Annotated in this window: 17 protein-coding genes; 8 read left to right on the forward strand and 9 right to left on the reverse strand. The window is 50.9% G+C overall.

Going from position 1 to position 15840, the window contains the following annotated elements; all coding sequences use genetic code 11:
• Positions 1-990 (reverse strand): L-glyceraldehyde 3-phosphate reductase, encoded by a 990-nt coding sequence (gene mgrA, locus Z042_RS11720; RefSeq protein WP_024913402.1) that lies wholly within the window; start codon positions 988-990, stop codon positions 1-3.
• A gap of 234 nt (positions 991-1224) precedes the next feature.
• Here mgrA and Z042_RS11725 point away from each other — a divergent pair, with 234 nt between their 5' ends.
• Positions 1225-2886, forward strand: a complete 1662-nt coding sequence (locus Z042_RS11725) for an alpha-keto acid decarboxylase family protein (protein WP_024913403.1) — start codon at positions 1225-1227, stop codon at positions 2884-2886.
• 188 nt (positions 2887-3074) lie between these two features.
• On the opposite strand, the gene Z042_RS11730 is transcribed toward Z042_RS11725, so the two are convergent.
• From Z042_RS11730 to Z042_RS11750, 5 genes are all read right to left on the reverse strand, one after another.
• The gene (locus Z042_RS11730) at positions 3075-4064 is read right to left on the reverse strand and encodes a LacI family DNA-binding transcriptional regulator (protein WP_024913404.1); all 990 of its coding nucleotides are present in this window, start codon (positions 4062-4064) and stop codon (positions 3075-3077) included.
• Between the two features lie 68 nt (positions 4065-4132).
• Positions 4133-4441 carry a PTS lactose/cellobiose transporter subunit IIA gene (locus Z042_RS11735; protein WP_024913405.1) on the reverse strand — a complete coding sequence of 103 codons (309 nt, stop codon included), beginning with the start codon at positions 4439-4441 and terminating at the stop codon, positions 4133-4135.
• A gap of 33 nt (positions 4442-4474) precedes the next feature.
• Positions 4475-5764 (reverse strand): PTS sugar transporter subunit IIC, encoded by a 1290-nt coding sequence (locus Z042_RS11740; protein WP_024913406.1) that lies wholly within the window; start codon positions 5762-5764, stop codon positions 4475-4477.
• A gap of 27 nt (positions 5765-5791) precedes the next feature.
• Positions 5792-6097, reverse strand: a complete 306-nt coding sequence (locus Z042_RS11745) for a PTS sugar transporter subunit IIB (protein ID WP_037406916.1) — start codon at positions 6095-6097, stop codon at positions 5792-5794.
• 24 nt (positions 6098-6121) lie between these two features.
• Positions 6122-7279, reverse strand: coding sequence for a mandelate racemase/muconate lactonizing enzyme family protein (locus Z042_RS11750; RefSeq protein ID WP_024913408.1), 1158 nt, complete (start codon positions 7277-7279; stop codon positions 6122-6124).
• Between the two features lie 193 nt (positions 7280-7472).
• On the opposite strand from Z042_RS11750, the gene Z042_RS11755 reads away from it, so the two are divergent.
• From Z042_RS11755 to Z042_RS25030, 3 genes are all read left to right on the forward strand, one after another.
• The gene (locus tag Z042_RS11755; protein ID WP_024913409.1) at positions 7473-8177 is read left to right on the forward strand and encodes an aspartate/glutamate racemase family protein; all 705 of its coding nucleotides are present in this window, start codon (positions 7473-7475) and stop codon (positions 8175-8177) included.
• Positions 8178-8281: 104 nt separating this feature from the next.
• Entirely contained in the window at positions 8282-9244 is a 963-nt protein-coding gene (glk, locus tag Z042_RS11760) for a glucokinase (RefSeq protein ID WP_024913410.1), read from the forward strand.
• A gap of 405 nt (positions 9245-9649) precedes the next feature.
• Entirely contained in the window at positions 9650-9982 is a 333-nt protein-coding gene (locus Z042_RS25030) for a DUF2502 domain-containing protein (RefSeq protein ID WP_071882825.1), read from the forward strand.
• Between the two features lie 41 nt (positions 9983-10023).
• Here the strand turns inward: Z042_RS25030 and Z042_RS11770 are convergent, their stop codons facing one another.
• Positions 10024-11268, reverse strand: a complete 1245-nt coding sequence (locus Z042_RS11770) for a DUF1479 domain-containing protein (RefSeq protein ID WP_024913412.1) — start codon at positions 11266-11268, stop codon at positions 10024-10026.
• Positions 11269-11605: 337 nt separating this feature from the next.
• Here Z042_RS11770 and alaC point away from each other — a divergent pair, with 337 nt between their 5' ends.
• Together alaC and Z042_RS11780 are read left to right on the forward strand one after the other, a co-directional pair.
• Complete coding sequence (gene alaC / locus Z042_RS11775; RefSeq protein WP_024913413.1) at positions 11606-12838, forward strand: alanine transaminase; 1233 nt, start codon at positions 11606-11608, stop codon at positions 12836-12838.
• Between the two features lie 133 nt (positions 12839-12971).
• Positions 12972-13496, forward strand: a complete 525-nt coding sequence (locus tag Z042_RS11780) for a cytochrome b (RefSeq protein WP_024913414.1) — start codon at positions 12972-12974, stop codon at positions 13494-13496.
• A gap of 199 nt (positions 13497-13695) precedes the next feature.
• On the opposite strand, the gene Z042_RS11785 is transcribed toward Z042_RS11780, so the two are convergent.
• On the reverse strand, positions 13696-14136 hold the full coding sequence (locus Z042_RS11785) for a type II toxin-antitoxin system HicB family antitoxin (protein ID WP_024913415.1): 441 nt from the start codon (positions 14134-14136) through the stop codon (positions 13696-13698).
• Between the two features lie 182 nt (positions 14137-14318).
• On the opposite strand from Z042_RS11785, the gene Z042_RS11790 reads away from it, so the two are divergent.
• Positions 14319-15227 carry a winged helix-turn-helix domain-containing protein gene (locus Z042_RS11790; RefSeq protein ID WP_024913416.1) on the forward strand — a complete coding sequence of 303 codons (909 nt, stop codon included), beginning with the start codon at positions 14319-14321 and terminating at the stop codon, positions 15225-15227.
• A gap of 25 nt (positions 15228-15252) precedes the next feature.
• Here Z042_RS11790 and Z042_RS25985 read toward each other — a convergent pair whose 3' ends face one another.
• Positions 15253-15438, reverse strand: coding sequence for a hypothetical protein (locus tag Z042_RS25985; protein WP_154666949.1), 186 nt, complete (start codon positions 15436-15438; stop codon positions 15253-15255).
• On the opposite strand from Z042_RS25985, the gene gspS reads away from it, so the two are divergent.
• On the forward strand, positions 15437-15829 hold the full coding sequence (gene gspS / locus Z042_RS11795) for a type II secretion system pilot lipoprotein GspS (RefSeq protein WP_024913417.1): 393 nt from the start codon (positions 15437-15439) through the stop codon (positions 15827-15829). The genes Z042_RS25985 and gspS overlap by 2 nt on opposite strands.
• Positions 15830-15840 lie beyond the last annotated feature (11 nt).

Genomic DNA, 15840 nt, shown 5'->3' on the forward strand with positions numbered 1-15840 from the left:
TTACAGCAAAATGCTGTCGATCTCGGTTATTTCCTCAGGGCTGAATGCCCGCTGACTCATCATTCCTACGGCATCTTCAAGCTGGCTGGTTTTGCTGGCACCGATTAACACCGAAGTGACACGATCGTTACGTAATACCCAGGCTAACGCCATTTGTGACAGTTTTTGCCCGCGTTGTTCAGCCAGTGCGTTCAGACGGCGGACCTTTTGCAGTTTATCTTCGGTCAGTTGCTCGGGCCGCAGGAATCGGCTGCTGCTGGCTGCACGTGAATCCTGCGGGATACCGTGCAGATAACGATCGGTCAGCATTCCCCCTGCCAGTGGTGAGAAGGCGATGGAGCCGACGCCATATTCTTCCAGCGTATCCAGCAGATCCGCCTCAACCCAGCGTTCAAACATTGAGTATTTCGGCTGGTGAATCACGCAGGGTGTGCCGAGCTGTTGCAGGATACTAAACGCTTGCCGTGCCTGCTCGGCAGGGTAGTTCGACAGCCCGACGTACAGCGCTTTACCCTGGCGCACCAGCAAATCCAGCGCGCTCATGGTTTCTTCCAATGGCGTATCGGGATCTGGGCGATGGTGGTAGAAGATATCGACGTAATCGAGATCCAGGCGTTTCAGGCTCTGGTGCAGGCTGGCGACCAGATATTTCTTTGAGCCCCAATCACCATACGGGCCTGGCCACATGGTATAGCCTGCTTTGGAAGAGATAATCAGTTCATCGCGATAAGGTTTAAGATCGTTATGCAGAATGCGGCCAAAATTCTCCTCGGCAGATCCCGGCGGTGGGCCGTAGTTATTGGCCAGATCGAAATGGGTAATACCGAGATCGAAGGCGCGTAACACCAGGTTGCGCGCATTGTCATGCAGTGTGGTATCACCAAAGTTGTGCCACAGACCGAGTGAAACGGCAGGGAGTTTCAGCCCGCTGCGCCCACAGCGGCGGTATTCCATATCCTGGTAGCGTGTAGAGTCAGCTTGATAAGCCATACATATCCTCATCGCAGAAGTGAAAACGAGTTTCAATGTATGCGTTTCCACTTTAAACGTCAGAGCGCCCGATCACGCAAATCAATCTACCGGCGATTAATCGCGTTGATGGGCGCGTAACGGATGCTTCGCTGTAAAGTAAGGTTTCCACTGTCGGCGACCGATAAAATTCGTAATTAATGCAACATCTCTGATACTTAAAATTAACATTTTTGCTTTTCGCAGGTGATGCCCATGAGTAAAAACTACACGGTGGCTGATTACCTCTTGGATCGTTTAGCACAAATAGGTATTCGGCATTTCTTCGGCGTGCCGGGGGATTACAATCTGCAATTCCTCGATCATGTCATCGCTCATCAACAGATAACCTGGGTCGGGTGTGCCAATGAGTTGAATGCAGCCTATGCGGCAGATGGTTATGCCCGTTGCAAACCGGCGGCAGCGCTCCTGACAACCTTTGGGGTTGGGGAACTCAGTGCGATAAATGGCATTGCTGGCAGCTATGCGGAGTATTTGCCGGTGATCCATGTGGTGGGCACCCCAACCCTGCGCGCCCAACGGGCCGGGGATTTGCTGCACCATTCGTTGGGAGACGGTGATTTTGGTCATTTCTCCCGCATGGCTAAAGAAGTGACGGTCGCTCAGGCCAGCCTGACCGCCAGCAATGCCGAAGCAGAAATCGATCGCCTGCTGACCACCGCGCTGTTTGAACACCGCCCGGTCTATTTATTGTTGCCGAGTGATGTTGCTGAAGCTCCGCTGGCTTCTCGCCCTGCGCCGTTGATGCTGCGCCAGCCTAATCTTTCCGAGGCGTCATTACAGGGGTTTATCGCCGCCGCGCGGGAAAAATTGCAGGCAGCGCAGCGGGTTTCTTTGCTGGCGGACTTTCTTGCCGAGCGATTCGGCGCAGAAAAGGCATTAGAGCAATGGATGAATGAGGTAAATATTCCCCATTCAACCTTGCTGCTGGGCAAGAGCGTGCTGGATGAAACCCATGCCTGCTTCACGGGGACTTATGCCGGGGCGGCCAGCGATCCTCAGGTAAAACAATTGATTGAAGGGGCTGATGTGGTGATTAACGTCGGGGTACGCTTTACCGATACCATTACGGCCGGTTTCAGTCACCAGTTGCCCTATGAAAAATGCATTGATCTTCAACCCTTTGAAGCCAGGGTGGGGCAGCAGGTATTCAGTCAGATCCCAATGCATGATGCGATAAAAGCGCTGCATCAATTGACGTTGTCGTTAGCTCCGTTGTGGCAATTACCGGCGATCACACGTCCTTCACTGCCGGAACCGAACGGCAGCGGCTTGGATCAGCATGCTTTTTGGCAGCAGATGCAAAACTTCCTGCAACCAGGGGATATCCTGATTGCTGAACAGGGAACCTCATGCTTTGGTGCCGCAGCGCTGAATCTGCCGCGGGGTTGCCGCTTTATTGTCCAGTCGCTGTGGGGATCGATTGGCTATACGCTGCCAGCGGCATTCGGCGTGCAAACCGCCGAGCCGGAACGCCGTGTCTTACTGCTGATTGGCGATGGTGCAGCCCAACTGACGGTGCAGGAATTGGGATCGATGCTGCGCGATGGGCAAAAACCGGTGGTCTTCCTGCTCAATAATAATGGTTATACCGTGGAACGGGCAATTCATGGCCCGGAACAGCGTTATAACGACATTGCCCAATGGAATTGGACGCAGTTGCCGCAGGCGCTGGCGCTTGAGCCTCAGGTGAAATGCCTGCGTGTGAGTGAGCCTGAACAACTGTGTCAGGCACTTGATAAGGTCAATGACCGTGAATATCTGCTATTCATTGAGGTGATGCTGCCGCAGATGGATATTCCTGAGTTATTGGATACGATCTCCCGAGCCATTCAGGCGCGCAATATGGCGGCTTGATTTACGGTAGCTTCCAACAAGCGATCCACCCACCAAAACCCCGCTGGCCCAGCGGGGTAAGTCTTGAGCACACCGCACTTATCATCCTTTGGGCAATGCAAATACGCGATCGGCTACCGTGAGCGCAGTGTTGATTCAGCCCACATAAGGGTTGATCGCTGAATACATCCGTGAAAACTCAATGATGCCTAAATCGCTCTGATTGAGTTGCCACTGATAAAGTAATGGCTAAACTCTTTCGACTGAATTTCATAGTTTTTATTAAACAGCTTATTGATGACTTCGCTAACACCATATTCGGCCATTTCTTTTACCGGATAAATAACGCTATCGATCTGCGGCACCAGGTACTGAGTCAGATCAAAACTGTCAAAAGAGATAATAGAAATCTCGTCTGGGGCACTTTTCCCCAAGGTTCTCAGGCCCCTCAATCCGCCGGAACAGGCGCGTTCGCCGCAATAGACGATAGCGGTAATATCCGGTTTTTTTCTCAGCAGCGCCAGAGTGGCGGCTTCACCAAACGCCTGGTTATAGCTTCCCGAGAGCAGGTAATCGGTATCCCATTGCAGACCCGCATTGCGGATCGCTTCAACGCAGCCTTTAACACGCTGAATGGCGCTGTGCCGGGATTCCGGGCCACCGACGACTGCAATGTTGCGGTGGCCTGCCTGAATAAGCTTATTGGTTGCTTCAAATGCTGCTTGATAGTGGCCAAAAGTGACCGCAGCGATTTCACCAACGTTCGTGGTATCAAGTAAAACGACGGGTTTGGCGTGGGTGTAGCTTTTAATTTGTGCTGTGGATAAATGGCGCAAATATAATAGAAAACCGTCGCAGTTAATTTCATTGAGTTTTCTGAGCGCATTTTCTTCTTCCTCAGGGCCGGTGCTTTCCAGAACCATCAGCATTTTGCCTTTGGCATTGACCTGTTTATGCACAGCGCTCATGACGGAACCGAAGAAGCCGGAAATGTTATCTGGGACAAGCATACCGATGACGCCGCTACTTTTACTGACCAGCGAGCGGGCACTCATATTCGGCGTGTAATTAAGCTGCTTTATGGCATTTTCAACGCGCAGACGGGTTGCCTCTTTGACCTTTTCAGGCTCATTAAGTACCCGTGTTACGGTGACCCGTGAAACATTCGCTAACTTTGCGACATCAATAATGGTTGACATATTATTCCGTCACGGTGAAGGTAGTGCTTGTTGCAAACACTACCTATCTACATAATTTAATTGAGAAATTAATACACTTTATGACGGTAAACTTCAATCATTTCTTTGATCAGCTCGTTGGCAAGCATCGCGGTCATTAAATGATCCTGGGCGTGTACCATCACTAATGTCACCGGGATTTTTCCTTCACCTTCATCTATGCCGATCAGCTTGGTTTGCACCGCGTGAGCACGGCTGGCCGCATCCCGGGAACGCGTTAACGCGTCGTCACATAAATCCCATTCCCCGCGTTTTGCATGGTGCAGGGCCATCATTGCTTCACTCTTACTTTCACCCGCATTGGTGATAATTTCCATAATATCTAATTCAAGACTCATTATTCAGCCTCCGTTATATATTGATTAATTTCTTCAGGAAGTTGACGTGTTTTCCTGGGCGATCAGCTGTTTTTCATAGGCTTTAAAGAAAGGCAGCCAGATAACGCAGGAGATAGCAAAGTTGGTCAGTACCAGCAGGATCGGGCCAAACGTCCAGCCCGCAGCCCATGGCGCACCCAGCAGAGAGGGCGTCGTCCAGGGCACGATGGATATCGGTTTATCAACAAACCCGGAGCTGAGCGCAAACCATGCAACGCTGGCGTTTACCAGCGGCGCGCCAACAAAAGGGATCAGCATGATTGGGTTCATAATAATCGGTGACCCGAAAATAACCGGTTCGTTAATGTTGAAGAAAGACGGCACCACGCTGAGTTTGCCAATGGATCGCAGATGCGCGGAGCGGCTGCGCATATACATAATCACCAGTGCCAGCGTTGAGCCGCAGCCGCCGATGACGATATAGAAACGCCAGAAGGGATCGACGAAGCTGTGCGGTAGAACTTGCCCCATTTCCAGCGCCATCTGGTTAGCAGCAATATTAGCCAGCCAGAACGGTTGCAGTAAATTGGTGACAATCGCCGCGCCGTGAATGCCGCAGAACCAGAGTAAATGTGAGACGAGCACGCAAATGAGCACAGCAGTCAGGCTATCTGACGCCGACACCAGCGGTTTAAAGATCTCCATAATTAGCTCCGGCAGCAACAGACCGGAGGCGTGCTGTAGGATCAGCGACAGGGGATAGAGTGTTGCAATCATCACCAGCACCGGAACCAGCAGTTCAAACGACTGCGCGATTTTCTCCGGCACCTGTTCAGGTAGCCTGATGGTGAAGTTCTTCGCTTTCAGAAAGCGCATCAACTCTACGGAAAAAATAGAAGTGAGTAGCGCGGTAAAAATACCGGTGCCGCCCATAAACATGGCCGGTATGTTCCCGTTGTTAAATGGCGCGGCCACAATCAGGAACGAGCACAACGAGAGCAGGCCGCCCATCAGCGGGCTGAGGTTATACCCCTGTGAGAGGTTATAGCCAATCCCCACGGCCACATAGATAGTCATGATCCCCATGGTCATGCGGAACGGCAGCATGATGGCGTCTTTGTGAGTGGTGGCAAATTCGAGCCACATCTGCCCGAAGGCAAAGGTGGTCTCTTTGGAAAATGGCGGGAAGGCCAGAATCATCAGGAAACTTCCAACAATCATAAAAGGCATTGCCGAAATAAATCCGTCCCTGACGGCCAGCACGTGTCGTTGGCCGCCAATTTTTCCGGCCACCGGGGCTATTTTTCTTTCAATGATAGAAATGATGTTATTGTAAATGCTCATAACGAGTTTCCTGGTGATGGCGCAATATTATGAAAGTAATTCGAGAGCGAATTTAAGGACGTTTTCGCCTTTCATCATTCCGTAATCCATCGGATTAATGGCTTCCACTTTTTTATTTTTCAATGCGGCGATTTTTTTAAACTCTTCAAGCTTATAGCGCACCTGTGGACCCAGCAGGCACAGATCATACTGTTCAATATTTTCGTTAAATTTCTCCAACGGGAACGCATTGATATCAATTTCAATATTTTGTGATTCTGCGGCTGCTTTCATTTTCTTTACCAGTATTGATGTGCTCATACCGGCGTTACAACAAAGGAATATCTTTTTCATAGGGAAACCTTAATTAGCGACATGTCAGAAGGTGTATTTTTTGAAAGAGGATAAATAGTCTTTATCAAGTTCAACGCCCAGCCCTGGCTTCATCCCCTCAACGAAGAAATGTCCGTCTCGTGCTTTGGGTTCAAGAGCGTCGGTGAGGATGCGGTAACGCTCATCCTGCCAGTAGGGGAACCACTCCTGAATCTGTACATTGGTCGTGCAAATATCAAACTGGACGCAAGCAGCCGTCAGAATGGGGCCGGAGGCGTTGTGTGGTTGCACTGCGATTTGATAGGTTTCGGCAAACGACGCTATCTTTTTCATTTCAGTAAAGCCGCCTGCCAACCCCATATCCGGTTGAATAAGTTCAAACACGCGATTTTCAATAAACGGAGCAAAATCATAGCGTGTATATAAACGTTCCCCTCCTGCCAGCGGAATATTGACTTTCTCCTTAACCTCGGCGGAAGAATTGATCAGCAGGGTATCCGTTGGTTCTTCATAGAAATAAGGGTTGAAGGCTTCTAGCTGTTTTCCCCATTTAATCGCGTCGGAAACGTTCAGGCAACCGTGCAAATCCAGCATAATATCCACGCTTTCACCCACCGCCGCGCGCACTGCTTCCACGCGCGCGATGGCCATATTGCCCCAGTCTTTGCTGATCGGGCGGGAAGGGGTGGATTTCTCCCCGGTTGGCGACATTTTAAACGGATCAAACTTCAGCCCGTTAAACCCGTCGTTAACGACGCGCAGAGCCTTTTCGGCAAATTCTTCCGGTCGCCAGGCGTCGAAATACCAGTGATTAGCATACAAAGGGATACTGTCCCGGCATTGTCCCCCTAGCAACTGGTAAATCGGCAGGTTCAGCGCTTTGCCTTTGATATCCCACAGGGCGATATCAATAGCGCTCATGGCACCGTAGATCGCCAGCGATCGTCCGCGGGCCCAATAGGACTTATCGAAACATTGCTGGAAAATATGCTCGGAATCGAAGGGCGAGCGGCCAACCAGATAGCTTTTGGTGAGCGATTCGAGGATCGGAATCACCGATTTTGCTCCTATGCCGTAGCTCATTGCCACTTCGCCAAGGCCGGATATCCCCTCATCGGTTTCGACTTCCACCACGATCAGATTATGGGCAGGTGCTCTGCCCCTGAGATCGACATCGTAAACATTTAACCCTGTAATTTTCATGGTGACCTCTGCTTTTTTTTCATTATGTGCACGTGCACATTTTATTTCAAGACACCAAATGAGATCAAAATCGCATAAAAGCTAAAAAAATGTGCACGTGCACATTTGACCGGGATTTCTATAATTGCATCGTCAAGCACTGGGTTCTCAGGTAAGGTCTGGCAAGAAAGGGATCACTGCAAAGGAGAACATGATGAAAGTACTGGGCCTATTGGGCGGCATGAGTTGGGAATCTACTATCCCTTACTACCGTATGATCAACGAACAGGTGAAGGAACAGCTCGGTGGTCTGCATTCGGCCAAGATCGTGCTCTACAGCGTCGATTTTCAGGAAATAGAACGTTTGCAGCATCAGGGGGATTGGGAGGGCGCGGGTCACCTGCTGGCAGAGGCCGCCGTATCACTGCGTGCCGCAGGAGCAGAGGCCATCGTGATTTGTACCAACACCATGCATAAAGTGGCGGGGGCGATAGAGCAGGCCAGTGGTTTACCGCTGATCCACATTGCTGACGCTACGGCGCGGCAGGTGCGCCAGCAGGATATCCACCGCGTCGGGCTGTTGGGAACGCGCTTTACCATGGAGCAGGATTTTTATCGTGGGCGTCTGCAAGAGCAGTTTGGTATTGAGGTGGTAACGCCCGCTGCCGCTGATCGTGACATTGTGCATCGCATCATTTATGAAGAGCTGTGCCTGGGGAAGATCCGCGATGCCTCGCGTGATGAGTATCGGCGGATTATCAATAATCTGGAACAGCAAGGGGCGCAGGGCATTATCTTCGGCTGCACCGAGATTGGCTTGTTGGTTGGTGCACAGGATGCTGCGGTGCCGGTGTTTGACACCACGGCAATTCATGCGCGTGCGGCGGCGGATTATGCGCTGGCTGAACGTTTTTTGTGATCAACGTCGCTATTGAATCGTGGCTAACAGCATGGCGATTGTTGTTTCCGCGGTGTGATTCTACAGTGTAGCCAGTTTTTATTTATTCTACGGAGAAAACACCGATGACCTATGCCCTGGTAGGGGATGTTGGCGGCACCAACGCTCGCTTGGCGTTGTGTACCGTTGAAACGGGTGAAATCACCCAGGCGAAAACCTATTCAGGTTTGGAGTTCGACAGCCTGGAGGCCGTGATTCGTCAGTATTTGGCCGAACACCAGTTGGTGGTTCAGGATGCCTGTATCGCCATTGCCTGCCCAGTGACGGAAGATTGGGTTGCGATGACGAATCACACTTGGGCTTTTTCCATTAAAGAGATGCAGGCCAACCTGGGGCTCAGCCATCTGGAAGTGATTAACGATTTTACCGCGGTATCGATGGCGATTCCGATGCTGTCTGAAACGGATGTGGTGCAATTCGGCGGCGGTAAAGCGCAAAAAGATAAACCGATAGCGGTTTACGGTGCCGGTACCGGCCTGGGGGTGGCGCATCTGGTGCAGGTTGACCGCCGCTGGGTGAGTTTACCGGGGGAAGGCGGGCACGTGGATTTTGCCTCAAACAGTGATGAGGAAGACATCATTCTGGAAATATTGCGTGCCGAAATGGGGCGGGTTTCCATGGAGCGCGTGCTTTCCGGCCCTGGTTTGGTGAACCTGTATCGCGCCATTGTGCAGGCAGATAACCGCCAGCCAGAAGCACTGGAGCCTAAAGATATTACCGAGCGTGCGTTAGCAGGCAGTTGTAGCGATTGCCACTGCGCCCTTTCGTTGTTCTGCATGAGCATGGGGCGTTTTGGCGGCAATCTGGCGTTGACTCTGGGCACCTTCGGTGGGGTGTATATTGCTGGTGGCCTGGTGCCGCGTTTTATGGCGTTTTTCAAAGCTTCTGGATTCCGTGCGGCATTTGAAGATAAAGGCCGTTTTAAGGATTATGTGCGTGAAATCCCGGTATTTGTGATCGCACATGCCCAACCGGGGCTGCTGGGTGCTGGAGCACATCTACGCCAGATTTTAGGGATGCAACTGTAAGTTTGGCAGGGGCGTAGCCTGTTGCTTGCGCCCCGCTCTGTTTGCTCAACAAGCTGATTTTATTCAACCACTCGGCGTTTTCTTTTCCTCTCATTCACCAGCGTTACCCGTTCATTCTCTCGCTGGCTTTGCCCTGATGCAGCCAGTAATAAAAATGGCTGAGAGAGAGATACCTGTGCTTTGCTTAGAAAGTTCTGTTCAAGTAGAGGAAGGGAAGATAATTAATTCACTAATTAAATGAAATATATAAATAAAATGGCAAAAATTGAATGTCGTTAAATGTGCAGGAATTATGAAGGATGTGTCTGAGATGCGTAAATGGGCATTGTCCTATGGAGTGGCCATGGCTGCGGAACTACTGTTATCGGTGTAAAGGACAGGTTCCACTCTGTGGGAGTTTATCAAATGAAAAAAATACTGTTGTTACTGGTGGTGTTATTACCACTGTCATTGCCAATCGTCAGCCATGCAGAGGTTTCCATCGGGGTATATGTTCCCGGTTTATCATTGCAGATTGGCGATCGTGACAACCGTGGATATTACTGGGATGGTGGTTACTGGCGCACTCCGCGCTGGTGGCATGAGAATTACCGCCCACGCGGTTATTATTATGCTCCGCCACCACAGGTAAGGTATTACGGGCCACCGCGCCGTGAATGGCACGATCGCCCGCATCATTACCGCATGCCGCCATCTCCGCCAGGCCATTATCGCCATGGCCCAAGATCATACAGATAGACATGGCAACCGCCGCCACCGTGAGCACGGTGGCGGCGGTGTTATTTCATGCCGAGCTGTGTTTTGCCAAGCGGCGTCAGCATGTCGAGGGTCGCGCGGCCAACGAAATCCACTTCAAAATCATCCGGGGCGAAATCTGCAGGGGTTCTGCCAGACAGGAAGCTCGGCAGTTGGCGTTGCAAATAGGCATCGTTTTTATCGCACCCCGGTGCGGCGGCAATGTACATCACGTTGCTGTCGAATTCGCCGTGGTGCTCATTTTCTACCGAATGGATAACATCACAGTGCCAGAAAACCGTATCTCCTGGCTCTAAATCGGGAATAGGGGAAGTCCCTTGTAATAAAAGGGGATGCCATTTCTCTGAGATCGATAATGCTCGGCCTGGAGCAGCATCGCACAAATCATCATCAGCCACATCATCCTGTAACGCGCGCAGCAATATATAAGCCATGGCGTTGGCAACCGGCACCAGATTCAGGGTACCAGCGTTGGTGCGTTGTGGGGTGAGCGCTGTCCAGCCCTGAAAAGTGCGGAACATCGAACAGACTGCCGGTGAAGCGATCTCGCGCACTTCGGTGCGGCCATCGGCGGCAAAGGGATCGTAGCGTTGCCAGTCACCGGAAAATACATGGCGATAAACATAGCGGAAGTTTTCATCCAGCCAGCGCTCAATGGTGCCGCTGTCTACATGTGGCGACAGGCCCAGCGAAGAGGAATTCGGGGGGCGACGGCGGGTGCGATCGGCATAGGTGGTTACCCGCGTTGGGTCAAAATGCTGTTTACCATTACTTTCGCTTTCCCACAGGCTGTTAAGGAACACCTGTACCGCATGCATGCGCTGATCCTGACGAGCCTCCACCTGCGGTTTTGACCAATAAATGCCATAGATCTGTGGTTTGCTGGCGGCCAGTTTGCCGAAATAGTTATCTTCGGCGGCATTCTTCAAGCGCTCGACAAAATTATTACGCTCAAGATAATCACCAATTTCCTGGTTCCAGGCTTCTGCGGTGCTGCGTGAGAAAACACCGCGAATGGCGCAAGCACCACGTTGTTTAATCAGGGATTTTTGCTGTTCGCTGACGCGTTGTTGCAGAATATCCTCGGCATCGATCTGGGGCACGGGATTTTGCCCCGCCGCCAATTCCTGGCGGATGTGTTCAATCTGCTGGCGAATGTTATCTTCCAACGCCAAGAATACGTCACGGTAGTTCGGCAATGCCTGCCGTAATTGCTGTTTAACGGCTTTAATGGTGGCAGGAATATCTTCGATGAGTAATGCAGCCATGGTGTTCTCCTTGGTGCCAGCGTTGGGCTCTTGTAGAAAGATGAGTGTTGCTGTTTTGTTGTAATGGCGTTAACGATTATCTGGGTTTAATAGAGGAAAATAAAGGGTTATGTTTCATTCGAAATATCCTCTTTTTTGTTTTTCGGAAATTATACGCTGATAGCGTGCTGCTTCTTGCTCGCAATAATGCTAGTTCAGCAACCCAGTGATTAGCTGTAAAAAAATTGTTATTGGGGGCTCGACAAGCCTGATGGGGCTGCGCTATGTTCGATGTCCGGCCACAAAGTGGCCAGCGTCGCTCGGACGGTCCGGGCGCTAACGTCTCTTCGAGGAATTTATGGCTGATAACAGTCCGCGCCGTTTTACGCGCATTGAACGTCTTCCCCCTTATGTTTTCAATATCACCTCTGAGCTGAAAATGGCGGCACGCCGTCGTGGCGAGGATATTATCGATTTCAGCATGGGCAACCCCGATGGCCCAACGCCGCCGCACATTGTTGAAAAACTCTGCGCCGTGGCGCAGCGTGAAGATACGCATGGCTATTCAACTTCACGCGGTATTCCGCGTCTGCGCCGGGCGATTTCCAACTGGTATCAAGAGCGCTATCAGGTTGATATCGATCCTGAAAGCGAGGCGATTGTCACCATCGGCTCGAAAGAAGGGCTGGCGCATTTGATGCTGGCAACGCTCGATCATGGTGATACCGTGCTGGTGCCGAACCCCAGCTACCCGATCCATATTTATGGTGCGGTGATTGCCGGTGCACAGGTGCGCTCGGTGCCGCTGGCAGAGGGTGTCGATTTCTTTGGTGAACTGGAACGTGCTATCCGCGAATCCATTCCACGGCCAAAGATGATGATCCTTGGCTTCCCATCCAACCCCACCGCGCAGTGCGTGGAGCTGGATTTCTTCGAGCGGGTCGTCGCGCTGGCAAAACAGTATGACGTACTGGTGATCCACGATCTGGCCTATGCCGATATTGTGTATGACGGCTGGAAAGCGCCCTCGATCATGCAGGTGCCAGGGGCAAAAGATATTGCGGTTGAGTTCTTTACCCTGTCGAAAAGCTACAATATGGCTGGCTGGCGCGTGGGTTTTATGGTGGGTAATCCTGAATTGGTCAGTGCGCTGGCGCGCATCAAGAGTTATCACGATTACGGCACGTTTACCCCGTTACAGGTGGCGGCAATTGCGGCGTTGGAAGGCGATCAGCAGTGTGTGCTGGATATTGCCGAGCAGTATCGCCAGCGGCGCAATGTGCTGGTGAAAGGGCTGCATGAAGCGGGCTGGATGGTAGAAAACCCCAAGGCGTCAATGTATGTCTGGGCAAAAATCCCAGAAGCTTATGCGCATCTCGGTTCGCTGGAATTTGCTAAACGCCTGCTGGCAGACGCTAAAGTATGTGTTTCGCCGGGAATTGGTTTCGGTGATTACGGTGATACCCATGTGCGTTTTGCGCTGATTGAAAACCAGGATCGCATCCGCCAGGCGGTGCGCGGTATCAAGGCGATGTTCCGTGCTGATGGCCTGCTGACACCGCCCAAAGCCAGCACCACCACCATAAAATAACCATCAACCGGGGAATGCCCCGGTTTTTCTTTTCTTAGCTACAGTAGAGATAAGGGATCTCATGGTTCTGTTTCCCCATCATTTGCCAGACGGCGGGCTATAGCCAGTATTACTTTATTTAGCGGGAGAGTTTATGAGCGTACGCTTTGCGAAATCGCAAATCATTCTGCACTGGTTAACGTTGCTGATGGTGATCCTGACATACAGTGCCATGCTACTCAGTGATTGGGTACCAGATGATTATTTTTCTCTGGTCAAGGAGTTGCACTTTCATTTTGGTCTGTCGGTGTTTGTGCTGATGCTTTTCCGCCTTTATCTGCGCCAGCGTCATGCTGTGCCGCCAATCACCCCGGCGTTAGCACCATGGCAGGCATTAGGCTCAACGATGTTTCACTGGTTGTTATATCTGCTGTTCTTATCCTTGCCTATTTTGGGCGTGCTCACGTTGGCCTACGGCGGCAAACAGTGGATGCTGCTCGGCTGGCAGGTGCCGCAATGGGTCACACCGGATTCAGGGATGCGCAACCTGGTGAGAAGTATTCATGAAACTCTGGCTAACAGCGGTTATTTTATTATCGGTGTTCACGCATTGGCGGCGCTTTATCACCATTATCTGCGTGGGGACGATACGCTGCGCCGTATGATGCCGGGCAAATAGCGCGGTGCTAGCCAGGCATCAGATAATGGCGCTGACGCTGGCAATCAAGATAACCCAAAAGGCAAAGCAGGATAAAAGGATAGCAACCCAGATATGACGGCGGCGGTAGACCATTTTTAACCTTCACTTGTTTTGATAGTGGTTAGGTAATAACCCTATCGGCATAAATTCGTGAAGTTTTAGCCTTAAGGCCTATTTTTTATTGCCGGCGAATTGCTGACACCGAGGTATGCACTTCGTAGCCCAGCAGAAACAAAGCCTGCTCTAAAGCCTCTACTTTTGAAGCGTAAGCGATGTCCAGCAACCGGTCGATTTGTGCACCGTTAAACCCCATTTGGCGCGCCAGTGTTGCTTTGGGCGTAGCCGTATTCAGCATCAGGTTGTGCAGCTCCAGCTTCAGCTTAACCAATACGGGCAGATGGATGGCGATCTCTTCGGCTTGTAAGGTGGAAGGCGGTGGCACCTGGCGATTCTCTTCCATTTCAATGGCAATGGCCGTCAGTAAGCTTTCCTGTGCTTCCAGCTCAATATCTTCGCGTTTGTAGCAGGCGGCCTGCTGTAGCGGGAAATCACGGAAGGTAATCTGCCAGGCAGCGCTTTCGTGGTCGAAAACAAAGTGGGCGGGGTAGTAGCAAAGCATGGTATTTCCTGCGGGAAAGTAAGTTGGGCAACATTGTGACTGGTTGAGGTTCACAATGCCAGCAATTGGCACTGGTAGCTGATGCGTTTACCGGATCGGGTATTTTTTTAGTTGTCTGCTGATGATTTATTAGCAATTCCTGCCAGAATTGAATTATCTCCCTAAGCTAAATTGGGAATAATATGAAATATAGATTTAATGATCGTGTGCTTTTTGATGTAGATGCAGGAACACTTGGGCCTAGCGATTTCTCAGATGACCCTATCTCGTTATCGAATCCAACAAAACGTTTATTGTTGTTGTTGATTAATCACTATGGTGAGCCCATCAGCCGTGAAGTGATCTTCAAGAAGGTGTGGGACGATTACGGCATGATCTCCAGCAACAATAACCTTAACCAGTGCGTCAGTAAATTACGCCGGGTGATCAAGGTGATGGGAATTGATGATGAAGTGATTGTCACCGTTCCTAAACTGGGGTTTATGCTGCACCAGGAGATTTTGCTCGAATCCACCCAAGAGGATAATGAAACTTTCACCCGGCTTCATTTGCCACTGATGTTGGCAGAAACGCCTTATACGGAAATGGAAACCACACTGGCGATGGAAGAGATTGTGGAAATAGACGATGAGGCAGAAGCAGAAAAGGATGCCGGGCAAGAGAAAGAACCGCCACCCGTTGAAACCGTTACCCCTCCAGCCAGCAAAAAACGTTCCCGCTGGGGAATTATTGCCGCTCTGGCCGGAGTAGTTTTTGTGCTGGGGGTGGGTATCACGATGTATACCACGAACTCCGTTGCCCGGCAGGAAGTTTTTCTTGGCAAAGCGGGCAGTTGCAAAGTCTTTATGTCAACATCGACAACGGCGGGGATTCCTTCTCCCAGCCTGAATAAAGATCTGTTGGCCTATGTGGAACAGAAAAAGGCCGAATGTCTGGCGAATGAATACCTGATGGTGGTGCGCAGCAATCAGGTGCGTTCTTACATTTCTGGTATTCACCGCATGTTCTTTGTGCGTTGTACCATATTGCGTGAACATAAAATTGAATTCTGCTCTGGCATGGAGAGTGATAATTCGCCGTTGTTGCAGTGAGCCAGCCGAATAAGAAAAAGGGGGTTTATGCTGGGGAGTGAAACACCCCAAGCGATAAATCCGCTTTATCGGCAGCGTACTGGCTGCCGATCCGCCGGGCGATGGGGATCGAAAGGAAGCTAAAAGAAAAACTTTCTTCTGGATAAGTGACAGTGGGTGGGGATTTGATAGAATGGATCTCGGTCAATTTAAATAAGATGATTTTTATCATGCGGTTATCTTTGATTGTGCGCTTTATGTCAGTGTTGTTTCTGGTGGGGGTGGCAGGTTGTCAGCAATCACAGTCTTCAAACAAGAATAATCCTGTGCCTCTGAATGATCAGGTTGAACAGCTTGCCTCGTTGGTGGCGGGGGCTAAGTATCTCAAGTACAAATGTAATCGCAGTGATTTGCCTGCTGATGCGGTCACCATGAAAGTGGCTTACAAGGTGGCAAAACAGCGGGGATGGAATACCTCGAATTACGCGTCGCTGCCCCAGCGTAGCGAGACTATTTATCAGAGCCTGACCAGGGATAGCACACCGGAACAAACCAAATGCAGTAGTTTTAACAGTCTGTTGGTGCCTTTCACTGAGGAACTGCGCGCAGAAAGCCGGAGTTAGTGGTAAGCGCC

Source organism: Chania multitudinisentens RB-25, assembly GCF_000520015.2.
Lineage (GTDB): Bacteria > Pseudomonadota > Gammaproteobacteria > Enterobacterales > Enterobacteriaceae > Chania > Chania multitudinisentens.

What these genes read in the sequence shown, in the direction of transcription:
- alaC (WP_024913413.1), top strand. Translation starts at nt 11,606, where the DNA reads ATGGCTGATAACAGTCCGCGCCGTTTTACGCGCATTGAACGTCTTCCC.
- Z042_RS11745 (WP_037406916.1), bottom strand. Translation starts at nt 6,097, where the DNA reads ATGAAAAAGATATTCCTTTGTTGTAACGCCGGTATGAGCACATCAATA.
- Z042_RS11785 (WP_024913415.1), bottom strand. Translation starts at nt 14,136, where the DNA reads ATGCTTTGCTACTACCCCGCCCACTTTGTTTTCGACCACGAAAGCGCT.
- glk (WP_024913410.1), top strand. Translation starts at nt 8,282, where the DNA reads ATGACCTATGCCCTGGTAGGGGATGTTGGCGGCACCAACGCTCGCTTG.
- Z042_RS11770 (WP_024913412.1), bottom strand. Translation starts at nt 11,268, where the DNA reads ATGGCTGCATTACTCATCGAAGATATTCCTGCCACCATTAAAGCCGTT.
- Z042_RS11780 (WP_024913414.1), top strand. Translation starts at nt 12,972, where the DNA reads ATGAGCGTACGCTTTGCGAAATCGCAAATCATTCTGCACTGGTTAACG.
- Z042_RS11740 (WP_024913406.1), bottom strand. Translation starts at nt 5,764, where the DNA reads ATGAGCATTTACAATAACATCATTTCTATCATTGAAAGAAAAATAGCC.
- Z042_RS11755 (WP_024913409.1), top strand. Translation starts at nt 7,473, where the DNA reads ATGAAAGTACTGGGCCTATTGGGCGGCATGAGTTGGGAATCTACTATC.
- Z042_RS11725 (WP_024913403.1), top strand. Translation starts at nt 1,225, where the DNA reads ATGAGTAAAAACTACACGGTGGCTGATTACCTCTTGGATCGTTTAGCA.
- Z042_RS11730 (WP_024913404.1), bottom strand. Translation starts at nt 4,064, where the DNA reads ATGTCAACCATTATTGATGTCGCAAAGTTAGCGAATGTTTCACGGGTC.
- Z042_RS11750 (WP_024913408.1), bottom strand. Translation starts at nt 7,279, where the DNA reads ATGAAAATTACAGGGTTAAATGTTTACGATGTCGATCTCAGGGGCAGA.
- mgrA (WP_024913402.1), bottom strand. Translation starts at nt 990, where the DNA reads ATGGCTTATCAAGCTGACTCTACACGCTACCAGGATATGGAATACCGC.
- Z042_RS11790 (WP_024913416.1), top strand. Translation starts at nt 14,319, where the DNA reads ATGAAATATAGATTTAATGATCGTGTGCTTTTTGATGTAGATGCAGGA.
- Z042_RS25985 (WP_154666949.1), bottom strand. Translation starts at nt 15,438, where the DNA reads ATGATAAAAATCATCTTATTTAAATTGACCGAGATCCATTCTATCAAA.
- gspS (WP_024913417.1), top strand. Translation starts at nt 15,437, where the DNA reads ATGCGGTTATCTTTGATTGTGCGCTTTATGTCAGTGTTGTTTCTGGTG.
- Z042_RS11735 (WP_024913405.1), bottom strand. Translation starts at nt 4,441, where the DNA reads ATGAGTCTTGAATTAGATATTATGGAAATTATCACCAATGCGGGTGAA.
- Z042_RS25030 (WP_071882825.1), top strand. Translation starts at nt 9,650, where the DNA reads ATGAAAAAAATACTGTTGTTACTGGTGGTGTTATTACCACTGTCATTG.